This window comes from Cohnella soli, assembly GCF_042655525.1.
Lineage (GTDB): Bacteria > Bacillota > Bacilli > Paenibacillales > Paenibacillaceae > Cohnella > Cohnella soli.
Window position 1 is genome coordinate 37,242 of record NZ_JBHSMI010000009.1, and the last position, 12,161, is coordinate 49,402.

The following is a 12,161-nucleotide window of genomic DNA, read 5'->3' on the forward strand; positions in this document are numbered from 1 at the left end:
AAGGGATAGACGAACGGTTATTTCGCATCCGTCCCTAGGATGAGCATTGCGTCTCCGAAGCTGAAGAAGCGGTATCCCCTGTCGATCGCTTCGCGATAAGCGTTCATCACGTTGTCTTTGCCGGCAAGCCCGCTGACCAGCATCACAAGCGTCGACTTGGGCAAGTGGAAGTTCGTGATCAAAGCGTCAACCAGTTGAAACCGATAACCCGGATAGATGAAAATGTCGGTCCACCCGTCGCATGCTTGGACAGGCCCTCCTCCGAATCTTCCGCCTAACGTTTCCAGCGTGCGCGCCGATGTCGTACCGACCGCGACGATCCGGCCTCCGCCGGCTTTCGCTTCGTTCAACAACTTCGCGCTTTGCTCGCTTACGGAGTACCATTCCGCATGCATCTCATGCGCCTCGATCGTCTCCGCGCTTACGGGCCGGAACGTGCCAAGCCCAACGTGCAGAGTTATCGGACACAGGTTGACACCCATCGCCTTCAGTCGGTCCAAATAGCCTTCCGTGAAATGCAAGCCCGCCGTCGGAGCCGCCGCCGATCCCTCGTGGCGGGAGTAGACCGTCTGGTAACGCTCCCGGTCGGATAGTCTTTCCTTGATATATGGAGGAAGCGGCATCTGGCCGAGTCTGTCGAGCAATTCGTTAAAAATACCTTCGTACTCAAACCGGATGACGCGAGCGCCCATATCTCCTTCTTCTTCTACGACCGCGGTCAATAATGGTTTCGCGGCATCTCCCGACTCTTCATTCGTCGACCCGAAAGAAAGCCTCGCCCCCGCATGGACTCTTTTGCCAGGCTTGACGAGCGTCTCCCAACGATCGCCTTCTATTCTTCTGAGGAGCAGAAGCTCGACTTTGGCCCCCGTATCTGATTTGGTCCCGAACAGACGGGCCGGGAGAACTCTCGTATCGTTTAATACGAGCGTATCTCCCGGCTTCAGGAATTCGGCCAGATCGGTAAAAGTCCGATGCTCCGTCCTCCCGTCTTCCCGATGAAGCACGAGAAGGCGGGAGGAAGTTCTATCAAGCAGAGGAGTCTGGGCGATCAGCTCCTCCGGCAAATCAAAATCATAATCGCTGACATTCATCATGAGGCACCTTTTTCGATCGTTACGTTCTTATAATAGTATAGCAGGATGGATTGATAGTCATACCCTTGCTCCGCAAGCCCTCGCGCACCCCATTGGGACATCCCGAGTCCGTGGCCGAAACCTTTTCCCGTAAAAACAAATTGCGGAGTCGTCGTCGCAGCTCTGAGCGAGCCGCTGCCGTCCATAATAAACAAGTTCGGTCCTTGCAGCTGCTTTACGGAACCGTCAGCGCCGATCACTTGAATCGAACCTTGCTGACGAGGCACTTCTATCGTTGCGCCATCTTTGCCCACAATGGTGTAACGCCCTGTTTCCTCAAGTGTAAAAAGCGTGCTTTTTAAGCTTGTGCCGTTTCCACCGAGCGCGCCGCGAAGATTATCGCCGACTCCGACGTTAACCGGAACGCCGTTCGCCGACACTTCGGTCGCCCGACCTGACGGACCTCGCTTTGTCACTTCAAGCGTCAGAAGCGGTCCTGAGATCGGCGACTTTGCCCTCTTGTTCAGGGCGGTGAGCAATTGCTCGGGCGTCATCGGCGCTTCGATCCAACTGTATTCAGTATATTCGGGCACAACGCCGAGCTGCACAAGCACGGTGCCGGAACCGACGCGGGCGATCGGTTCAGCTGTCGAGGCCTGTGGCTTATTGCGGACGGCAACGCCGTCCCCTTTGACATTCAGCAAGTTCGCCCCGCTGATGTGTTTCTGTCCGCTCGCAGCAACGAGATCGGAACGGACGAACCCGGTCTGTCCCGTCGGCAAAGCTACGTAATACCAGTTGAGCAGCCCCTTCTGCGGGCCTTCGTCCGGACTCGGGGCGGCGACGGCGAAATTCGTGCTGTCATTGCCCCAAATCTCCGTCAAGTTATCAGCCGTAATGCCGCCCGAATTCGAAGAAAACACCGCGCTGATCGCTCTTCCGCCTGACGACAAGATCTCGCCTTTCGTCTGATCGACCCCTGCGGTTGAGTTCGCGTTCTCGGAGCCGATACCACTGTACACTTGACTGAGCGTCGTATCGACAACACTTGCGATCTGGAAGCCGACACCCGACGATAACGCATACGTGCGAGCCGCGACCGCTTGGGCCTTCTGCGCCTCGAGCGGCCATGACGAGCCGATTTCCGCCCCGACGACGGAATATAAATATTGCTCGAATGGAACGTCGTTCACGACGGCAAGCGATTGGTTCAGCACGCTCATTTCCATGCTTCCCCTGTACGTTCTTTTGCTGCGCTCGACGAGCTGAATGCCTCCCGCGCCTGCGGGATCCGCCCGCAGTACAGCTCCGGCTCCAGACGAAATGGCATATAACGGGATCGCTTTGTTCGCGCTGCCATTGTAAGTGACATCCATGCGGATCGCGGCGTAAGGCTCGGTTGCTGCCGGTATGCGTGCTCCTGTAGCGCCCGTAGCAGACACTGATTGCTGTATCGACTGAAGCTGGGCGGAACTTGCTTCTTGCCCGACTCTAACCACATACGTCATAGCGCCGTTCTGCGGCTTAAGCGCCGCGAAAGCGTCCAGACCTGCCGCTCCTATTGTTGCTGCTGCCGCCTTCGCATCAGCTAAGCTTGCGTAAGGCCCCGCTTCGACAGCCCAAGGCCCGACGACCCGCGCGCTGAGAAGCGTCTGGACGCCCGAAGCGACGCCGGCGTTCGTCCATTTCGTGAGCGCCGACGAAGCCGTCGCCGCCGTCGCGTATACGCCCTCTTGCACTTGGTATACCGTCTTGCCCGATTTCTGCAACTGAGTTATGAAAGCGGCCGAAGAACTGGCCTGTACTTTTTTCAAGACGGCAAGAGCAGCGGTTACATCCGTTGTCTCAAGCAGAAGCGCCCGATAACCGTCCATCGAGAAACGAGCCGCTTGTCCTGCTGCGACGGAATCCGCAGCAACGGAAAACTGAGGGTCTCTCCAAACGATATTCATCCCCCCTGCGGCCTGGAGCGTCGCGACGGACGTTAACGCTTGATATTTCGAGGTGAGGTTAAGAAACAGCGCAACGCGAATCGTGTCCGGTACTTTTACGGCTGCATGCACGACGGCACGGGTAGATCCAGTCGCGACCGCCGCGACCAGAAGAAGCAGAAAGGCAAGCCGGTAATAGCGGCGATTGTTATGAACGATCAATAAGTTCCCCTCCAAACTTTGCATACTGTCGAAAACAGTTGCGGCATCGCTTCGGCAAGCTCAGTTAGCACCGTCCGGCACCGGCAATCCAAGGTGTCTGTATGCTGCTGCCATTGCCACGCGTCCACGAGGTGTTCGTTGCAGGAAACCGATTTGCATGAGATACGGCTCGTACACGTCTTCGATCGTCTGGCTTTCCTCTCCAATGGACGCCGCGAGCGTATCCAGTCCTACAGGCCTGCCCCCGTAGTTCACGATCATCGCCCTCAGCATCTTATGATCGATACTGTCGAGTCCCATCGGATCGACCTGGATGCGCTCTAACGCGTCGCTAGCAATGCTATCGGTAATGATGCCGTCCCCGCGCACTTGCGCGTGGTCTCGGACTCTCTTGAGCAGCCGGTTGGCGATACGCGGCGTTCCCCGAGAACGTCTTGCAATTTCTCGAGATGCTTCGCCGACGATACCGACGCCGAAAATATCGGCGGTGCGGCTGACAATGTAAGACAATTCATCCTCCGTGTAATACTCCAGACGGCTGACAACGCCGAATCGATCTCGCAGCGGTGCGGACAGCATGCCAGCACGCGTCGTCGCGCCGATTAACGTAAACTTCGGCAAGTCAAGCCGGACCGACCTGGCGCTTGGTCCTTTCCCGATAATGAAATCGAGCGCGAAATCTTCCATCGCCGGATACAGCACTTCTTCGACTGTGCGATGAATGCGATGAATTTCGTCGATGAACAGCACGTCGTTCTCCTGCAAATTCGTCAATATTGCAGCGAGGTCCCCCGGTCTCTCGATCGCCGGTCCGCTTGTCGTGCGAATGTTGACGCCGAGTTCGTTAGCAATAATGTTCGAAAGCGTCGTCTTGCCAAGACCCGGAGGCCCGTACAGCAGCACGTGATCTAGCGGCTCCCTTCGCATCTTCGCGGCTTCTATGTATACTTTCAAATTTTCCTTCGCTTGGGCCTGACCGATATATTCGGACAAGTACCGGGGACGAAGGCTGTATTCGACCGTCTGGTCCTCCATCATGAGATGGGCGGCGACGATGCGATCTTCCTCTTCCACCGCGATGCCTCCTTCCACTTACGCGCCCACTTAGCCCTGGAACAGCTTCTGGAGCGCTTTCTTAATCAATACGTCGGCCGATTCAAATCCGGACACTTCATCCTTCATCGCGAGCCACGCCCGATCGAGCTCGGCATCTCGATAACCGAGTCCGCCAAGCGCTTCGCGCGCTTCCGACCAGGCCGATCCGCCGGCGTCCTTAACCGTTACTGGTAGTGGGGCGGTCAATATATCGCCCGTACTTGACCAGGCACTATCGAAGCCGCCGAGCTTGTCTTTCAAATCGAGAATCATCCGCTGAGCTGTTTTCCGCCCGATGCCGGGCAGTTTGGTCAGGAAATTGACATCCTCCTGCTGGATAGCCGCTACAACTCTCTCAGGCTTGCCTCCAGCGAGAACGCCGAGGGCAACCTTCGGTCCGATGCCCGACACTTCCAGCAGTTTGCGGAACAACGCCTGCTCGTCGCGCGTTGCAAATCCGAACAGCAGAATCGCGTCCTCGCGAACGTGATGATAGATGTAGAGCTCGATCGCGGTTTCCGATTTCGCGAGCGCATAAGGATTCGGCGTGAACACGCGGTAGCCGACGTCACGGACGTCCAGTACAACGTACTCGCTCTCCAAATGTGCAACTTTCCCTCTTAGAAAATCGATCATATTCTTTTCGCTCCGTTCATGCGTTCGTTCATGCCTAAGGAATGCGCGTGACAGATCGCGACCGCCAAAGCATCGGCTACGTCATCCGGTTTCGGGATCGCGGTCAGCTTCAGCAGCATTTTCACCATTTCCTGCACCTGCTTCTTCTCCGCCCCGCCGTAACCGACGACAGCCTGCTTCACTTGCATTGGCGTATATTCCGAGATCGGCAGCCCTCGCTGCGCCGCCGCGAGCATGAATACACCTCTTGCTTGGCCGACACTGAACGCGTTCGTCACATTTTTGTTGAAAAACAGCTTCTCGACCGCAACCGTGTCCGGCTTATACCGATCGAGCAACTCGCAAGAAGATTCATAGATTTGCTTTAAACGGATTTCCTGCGGCGTACCCGCCTCCGTCTGAATGCAGCCGTACTGCACGGGTGCGAGCTTATGCCCCGACTTATCAATAAATCCAAAACCCATAATGGCGATGCCAGGGTCGATGCCCAACACTCTCACGGTTCGTCCCCTCTCAGTCGCTTGTCGCGCATTCCTCTCATTATAGCAAATGTTCGCCTCTATGAGAACAGAAGGAGAACAACGCGTGGGAAAAGGTGGGGAACTAATAGTAGCAATCATCGCGATGAAGATTACCGGTGAGGCATCGCCATACCTACTAGCACGCGGACAGTGTACTGCATGAATCATCCCGCCCGCATCCGCTCGTTTAGCACGCTGCCTCGAAACGATTGCGTCCCTAAAGTACTTTATTGGCAAACGGTAGCGGTCAACGCGTACTGTTAGCGTCTCTGGGTACTCTATTGGCAGACTGCGGCGATCAATCGAACTGATAGCGTCTCTGAGTACTCTACTGACAGACAGAGGCGATCAATCGAACTGATAGCGTCTCTGAGTACTCTACTGACAGACAGAGGCGATCAACTCGAACTGATAGCGTCTCTGTGTACTCTAACGTAAAACGACGGCGACTAACGCGAACTGATAGCGTCTCTCAGTGCTCTACTTGGCACTCCCTCCGACCCATTACAGCAAAAAAATGCGCCAGCCCCGGGTCAATGTACCAAGGCTAACGCATCTAAATGCACTTCGTTAACTCACTTCAACCGCGCCGCCCGACCCGCTCGGCGTAGCTGCCTTCCTTATAGGCTCGCATCGGATCGAGCGGCAAACCCATCTCTTCCCTGATCGACTCGAGCAGCGGCGAGACATCGAATTCGAACGCCTTGCGGACAGCGTCCTCGGCGCCGAGAACGTCCTGTTCGCTCTGCGCGGCTCTCACTTCCTCGCGATCGATCAGCAACGCTTTCGCGTATTGCGTCTGCACGTTAAGCACGGAGCGGATCGCGGCTTCGATTTTCGGTTCTATGTTGTGAGACTGGTCGATCATATACGCAATCGCGTCAACCGTGCCTCTAACCGCTGGATCGGCGTCCGCAGACGCATCGAGAATTTGATAGAAAATCAAAAACAGTTCATAAGGATTAATCGCCCCGACGATCAGATCGTCGTCGGCATATTTGCGGCTGTTGAAGTGGAACCCACCCAACCGGCACTCATCGAGCAAATAAGCGACGATGTGTTCCACGTTCGTGCAGGGCGCATGGTGACCGGTATCGACCAGCACTTGCGCTTGCGGCCCGAGTTTGTTCGCCAGTTGGAACGCCATGCCCCAATCAACGAGATCGGTATGGTAGAACGCCGGCTCGAAAAATTTGTACTCGATGAGCACGCGCATGTCCGGCGTCAACGCCGCGTACACTTCCTTCAGCGCTTCCAGCATCCACACTTTGCGGGCGCGAATGTCTCCTTGCCCCGGGTAGTTCGTGCCGTCCGGGAACCACAGGCTCAAATCTTTCGATCCCGTCTCTTTCGCAATGGCGACGCATTCCAACAAATGATCCGTCGCTTTACGGCGAATGGCCGCGTTCGCGTTCGTCACGCTGCCGAGCATATACTCCTCTTCCTGAAACAGATTCGGATTAACGGCGCCGATCTTCACGCCTAAGCTTTCCGCATGGCTTCGCAGCTTCCCATAGCTGTCCGTCTTGTCCCACGGAATGTGGATGGCGACAGATGGGCAGCATCCCGTCAGCCGATGCACCTCGGCGGCGTCTTCCAATTTCTCATAAGGTGTCCGGGCAGCTTTGCCGTTCCTGAACACTTTAAAGCGAGTTCCGGAGTCTCCGAAACCCCAGGAAGGCGTCTCGATCGCAAGTGACTTCAGCTTCTCTCTTACAACATTCAAATCTATTCCTCTAGCACGCTGCCGCTCTTCAAATAACGCATACGCTTTGTCTGTCATACGCCAGCTTCCTTTCCGGAAAATATCATCCGATGCACGTCCTGAATTTTGTGATCAATGGCTCGATGTCTTCGCCTTTACGGAACACGCTGGAAGTGCCAGCGACGAAAATATCCGCTCCGGCCTGACGCATCTTAACTGCATTCTCCCAACTAACGTTGCCGTCCACCTCGATCTCGACGTCCGCATAGCCGCCCGCAAGCAACCTCTCCTTTAATCCGGAGATTTTGCGGATCGTCGAAGGTACGAGCTTCTGCCCGGCGAAGCCGGGGTTGACCGTCATAACAAGCACGAGATCGATGTCGTCCATCACCTCGTCGATCGCATAGATCGGCGTCGCCGGATTAAGCGCCACGGAAGGCTTGGCCCCCAGCTCGCGTATTTGCTGAAGTGTTCGTTGCAAATGCACCGAAGCTTCCTGATGCACCGAAACGATATCCCCCTCCCGAATATCGAAGACGGGAAGCAGCATTTCCGGCCGTTCCACCATCAGATGATAATCGAACGGAATGTCCGTCATCTCTCGCACGCTGCGGATAAAATCGGGGCCGAGCGTAAAGTTCGGAACGAAATGACCGTCCATAATATCGAAATGCAAATATTCCACGCCTGCCCGCTCCAACGCGCGCACGCTCTCTTCCAGCCTCCGAAAATCAACGCACATCATCGAAGGACTGATTTTACCGCCCATCGTCTCTCACCTCGCTTCTTATGGATGAACGATTACGCGCAAGCCGGCATGGCTTTCCGCCGTCCGAATCGCTTCTTCGATCTGCTCCAGAGGAAAACGGTGAGTAATAAATTTCTTCATATCGATGATGCCATTGTTAATCAACTCGACCGCTTGTTGGTGGTGACGCGGCAAAGAGCCGTGCGCGCCGTGCACGAACAATTCCTTGTAATGAATAATGTTCGTATCAAGAGTGACCAACGATTTATCTTTAGGCAGCCCGCCGAAAAAGTTGACTCTGGCGCGATTTTTCGCCATGTGAATCGCATCGACTTGAGATTCCGGAGACGGGTTACACGTTATGACGACATCCGCACCGAGCCCGCCCGTTTCCTCCAGCACACGTTCGACCGCGTTCTCTTCGCCGGAACAAATGTATGCGTCTGCGCCCAAATGCTTCGCCATTTCCAGCCGCGGCCGGGAGCGGTTGACGAGAAACACACGCGCGCCCATCTTCATCGCCACTTGCACAAGCATCATACCGATCGGCCCGGCGCCGATGACAACAACTGTGTCTCCCAATTTGACCTGAGACAACTCCAGTCCGTTTAACACACAGGCGAGAGGTTCCGCAAGCGCCGCTTCATCGTAACTGACGTGGTCTCCAATTTTATGGATCGGGCCGTAGTTAACGACCATTTTGTTCAACAACACGTAGTCCGCGAAACTGCCGGCAAACTGGTATCCCATTGCATAGTTGATCTGGCAGTTGTTCCCGATCCCCGCCTCGCAGAACACGCACTCCCCGCACGGCACGTCGGCTCCCAAGCAGATGCGGTCTCCGACGCTGAATTTCGTTACGTTGGCACCTACGGCGACGACCCGTCCCGATGCTTCATGCCCTAATATTTGCGGAAGCTGCACGCGGCTGTTGCCATGATGATAAATGCGAATATCGCTCCCGCAAATGCCGACCGCTTCCACCTTCATCAAAATGCTGTCGTTGTCGATTTCCGGCGTTGGCACTTCTTTCAGCGCGATTTGCTCCAACTTTTCCAATACTGCCGCTTTCATGACGAATCACACTCCCTTTGAGATGGTCCACATTACTTTGTTGCAAAATTCCGAACGGTCCCTCATCACGGCAATCGCATCCCTTAGATCGTCCAGAGACACGGGGTGAGTAATGAGCGGGCGCACCTGGATTTTCCCTTCCGCCATTGCTCCGACCGCAAGTTTCCATTCGTTTTTTGGCATTTCCGCGTAGTCCGAATTCCATGTGCCGACGACGGTCAACTGTTTGCGCAACATCTCCCAGTACCCGTTCTGGGAAAGGCCCATCGGGCCCGCCGGATTGCCCATCAGCACGACCCGCCCGCCGGGACGCGCCGCGCGCAAGCAATTTTCCCAAGAGGATGGATGCCCGGCTCCCTCTACCGCCAGATCGACGCCTGCTCCCGTAAGCTCCGAGACCCACGCTTTTACGTCACTACTGGCCGGATTGATCACATCGGTGAAGCCATTCGCTTTGGCAAAATCCAGCTTCCGGTCGTCCACGTCCGCCAGCAGCACCCGCGACGCTCCGCCTGCCCGAGCCCATTGGGCCAGCATAAGGCCGATCGGGCCGGCACCGCTAATCAGCACGCGATCGCCGATTTCCAACCTGCCTCGACGCAGCGCATGAAACGCGACCGCAGCCGGTTCCGCCATCGCCAGCTCTTCGCCGCTAATGCCGTCCGGAGCAACGATCAAGTTCCATGCCGGCACGCAAACGTACTCCGCGAATGCTCCGTCCGAACGCGAGCCTTTGTAGTCGTAACTCGTGCAAGTCGCGTAGTCGCCGATCTCGCAGCTTGAGCAGCACCGGCAAGGAATAAGCGGGAATACCGCAGCCATGCGGCCAAGCAGTCCGGGGTCGACATTCGCGCCGATCTCTTCCACGATGCCGGCGAACTCGTGTCCGGGAATCGTCGGAAACCGATACGTCCCTTTCTCGTAAATGCGTGGAATGTCAGAGCCGCATACGCCGCAGGCGATTACCCGAAGCAGCACCTCGTCTTTGCCGGGAATCGGCTTCGGCACACGCCGCAAATTCAAGTCGCCGATACCGTCCAGCACATACGCTTTCATCGTGTCCATGCGCCGCAAGCCTCCTAGTCTTTTACAAATTGCCGCCAGTAGTCGACCGATTCCTTATGGTCCTGAATAATTCGGAACTCGGTGGACCACGCTTCGCGATGCGACAGTTCGAACACGAGCTCGGCTTCCTCCGCCCCCGACTTTTCGATCGCCTCCAGCAGCTTTTCTCCGTGGATGATGCCCAGCTTGTTATATTCCTCCGTAAAAGGCCAATGGCGGCTATGGTTCAGTTCCGTCTGCTGAATGTGGATGATCGGAGACACCGCGCCCAATTCCCGCACCCACTTGTACGGATCGCGATCGTCGGGGTGCGGCGCGTGACCGACGTCCAGGCACACTTTGAATGGCAACCCCGCCCCATCATTCAGCCGCTCCAGTAACTCTTTCGTATCCGCCACCGTGTTCGCCATTTCCCGCGGGATGGACATCGGTTCGAACGTCATGTAGGACATCCCCAAGTCCCGGCAATACCAGCTAAGCTCTTTCCACAGCTTCAACGCCTCGTCTACGATGAACGCCCGGCGTTCTTTGTTGTCGTAATCGGCGAATGTCAAAATACCGAAATGACTGCCCGTCGACGACGCCCCAAGCTCTGCGGACGCTTTGGCAAATTTCTTGAACCACTCCAGCCATATGCGGCGCGCGTCGGCATCAGGGTGCATGAAATGGTTAACCCGCGTAAAAGCGCTCGTAAATGTAGACGTAATGTTTAAGCCGTACCGCTGCGTGCTCGTTTGGATCCGCTCGATTTGCGATTGAATGTAGTCGTCCGGCAGAAAGACGTTCAACAAGTCCGCCACAAGCTGCACGTTCTTCACGCCCATCTCCTCGGCAACGAGCCGCGCCCACACTTCGGGCTCCACATACTTGTTGATGGCGAACCCCAGATTCATTCCAAGCTTTAATTTCGCAGCCATTTTGTTGCGTCCACCTCGATTACGTATTATTGATTCGTTTTAATACTATTTTGTATCAGTAATACATTCAATATTTTTTTTCGGAAACATCAAATAGAAAAAAACGTCAGGCTTCGTAACTCGCCTAGACGCTGAGCGGCCCGCTCCCCGACCCCGGTCCAGTCAAAATTTAGTCGAGAGACTGTCGGAGTGCATGCTGACCGTCTCCATAATGGGAGAAAGAAAGAATAGGAGGCTGAAATATGAGAAAGAAAAGAAATAGTGCGAGGCTGTTCGCGATTCTCGTTATGGCGACGGCGTTGACTGCGTGCGGAAATTTGGCGAACTCGGTAACGGGAGAGGTTCAACAAACGGTTATGGGGGAAGGCTCAGGCTCGGGCAGGCTTGTCTCTGTGGAGAATCGTTCCTACACGCAAGACGAGATAGAAGAGCTGGAAGTAAACGCGCATGCGATGGAAATTCAGATCGAACGCTCGAAGGATGAGCGAGCGGAAGTGGAGCTGCTTGCGGACGATAATTTGCGCGATCGGTTCGAGTTCGAGGCGAAGGTTAATTCCGGTTTGTTGACAGTGACAATCAAGGAAAAGTCGAAACATGCTTTGAAGGATCGGACAGGAGCCCGCAAGCTGCGAATCGCCTTGCCGGACAAAATGTATCGGAAACTCAAGGTAAACAGCGATTTTGGCTCCGTGCATGCTTCCGACGTGGAGACGAAGGCTGCAGACTTTCGGATTGATGTAGGGGACATTCGGGTGAAATCTGTTACCGGAAAATTGGACTTGAAAGCGAACGCAGGAGAAATCGTCGTGGAAGACATTTCTCTGGCCAACGATTTGAAAGCGAGAACGGACGTTGGCAAAATCGCTATTCATTTGAACATGTCTCCGGAGAACGTCGGCTTTCAGCTGGAAAGCAAGGTCGGGGAAGTCAAGGTTGATCTCGACAAAGTTGAATTCAGTAAGCAGATGTTCAACAAAAAAGTCGGAACAATCGGGACGCCAAACGTCCAAGTCGATGCCTATGCTGCGATGGGTGAAATTGTCGTCGATGCGCTAAGCTGAAAGGGCGGAGCGTTACGCGATCCGCTTACCGCTCCTCTCGTGAAAGCGAAAAAATCGAATAAGGGCGCAATTCCAGCGCAGCCTCCGTCTCCGGAATAACGCTTCAGCGG

At 55.4% G+C, this 12,161-nt stretch carries 11 protein-coding genes; 1 reads left to right on the forward strand and 10 read right to left on the reverse strand.

The genetic code is table 11. The features are described from left to right. Window positions 1–17: 17 nt before the first annotated feature. The 10 genes from queA to ACFPOF_RS04870 all read right to left on the reverse strand — a co-directional run bounded on the left by queA (window position 18) and on the right by ACFPOF_RS04870 (window position 10,990). On the reverse strand, window positions 18–1,094 hold the full coding sequence (gene queA, locus ACFPOF_RS04825; protein ID WP_378130443.1) for a tRNA preQ1(34) S-adenosylmethionine ribosyltransferase-isomerase QueA: 1,077 nt from the start codon (window positions 1,092–1,094) through the stop codon (window positions 18–20). After that, the gene (locus ACFPOF_RS04830; protein ID WP_378130140.1) at window positions 1,094–3,229 is read right to left on the reverse strand and encodes a SpoIID/LytB domain-containing protein; all 2,136 of its coding nucleotides are present in this window, start codon (window positions 3,227–3,229) and stop codon (window positions 1,094–1,096) included. Before ACFPOF_RS04830 ends, queA begins: the two co-directional genes overlap by 1 nt. A 60-nt stretch (window positions 3,230–3,289) precedes the next feature. Continuing rightward, window positions 3,290–4,267 (reverse strand): Holliday junction branch migration DNA helicase RuvB, encoded by a 978-nt coding sequence (gene ruvB, locus ACFPOF_RS04835; RefSeq protein ID WP_378130445.1) that lies wholly within the window; start codon window positions 4,265–4,267, stop codon window positions 3,290–3,292. A 66-nt stretch (window positions 4,268–4,333) separates the two neighbouring features. After that, entirely contained in the window at window positions 4,334–4,960 is a 627-nt protein-coding gene (gene ruvA / locus ACFPOF_RS04840; protein WP_378130142.1) for a Holliday junction branch migration protein RuvA, read from the reverse strand. Next, window positions 4,957–5,460, reverse strand: coding sequence for a crossover junction endodeoxyribonuclease RuvC (gene ruvC, locus ACFPOF_RS04845; protein ID WP_378130144.1), 504 nt, complete (start codon window positions 5,458–5,460; stop codon window positions 4,957–4,959). Before ruvC ends, ruvA begins: the two co-directional genes overlap by 4 nt. Window positions 5,461–6,061: 601 nt before the next feature. Then, window positions 6,062–7,264, reverse strand: coding sequence for an L-rhamnose isomerase (gene rhaI / locus ACFPOF_RS04850; protein WP_378130146.1), 1,203 nt, complete (start codon window positions 7,262–7,264; stop codon window positions 6,062–6,064). Between the two features lie 25 nt (window positions 7,265–7,289). Continuing rightward, entirely contained in the window at window positions 7,290–7,955 is a 666-nt protein-coding gene (gene rpe / locus ACFPOF_RS04855) for a ribulose-phosphate 3-epimerase (RefSeq protein ID WP_378130148.1), read from the reverse strand. A gap of 18 nt (window positions 7,956–7,973) precedes the next feature. Beyond that, entirely contained in the window at window positions 7,974–9,008 is a 1,035-nt protein-coding gene (locus tag ACFPOF_RS04860) for an alcohol dehydrogenase catalytic domain-containing protein (protein ID WP_378130150.1), read from the reverse strand. Between the two features lie 6 nt (window positions 9,009–9,014). Further along, the gene (locus ACFPOF_RS04865; protein WP_378130152.1) at window positions 9,015–10,073 is read right to left on the reverse strand and encodes a galactitol-1-phosphate 5-dehydrogenase; all 1,059 of its coding nucleotides are present in this window, start codon (window positions 10,071–10,073) and stop codon (window positions 9,015–9,017) included. A gap of 14 nt (window positions 10,074–10,087) precedes the next feature. After that, window positions 10,088–10,990: a sugar phosphate isomerase/epimerase family protein gene (locus ACFPOF_RS04870; protein WP_378130154.1), complete on the reverse strand. Its 903-nt coding sequence runs from the start codon at window positions 10,988–10,990 to the stop codon at window positions 10,088–10,090. A 242-nt stretch (window positions 10,991–11,232) separates the two neighbouring features. Between ACFPOF_RS04870 and ACFPOF_RS04875 the strand changes: the two genes are divergently transcribed. Then, window positions 11,233–12,051, forward strand: a complete 819-nt coding sequence (locus ACFPOF_RS04875) for a DUF4097 family beta strand repeat-containing protein (protein ID WP_378130156.1) — start codon at window positions 11,233–11,235, stop codon at window positions 12,049–12,051. Window positions 12,052–12,161: the final 110 nt, after the last annotated feature.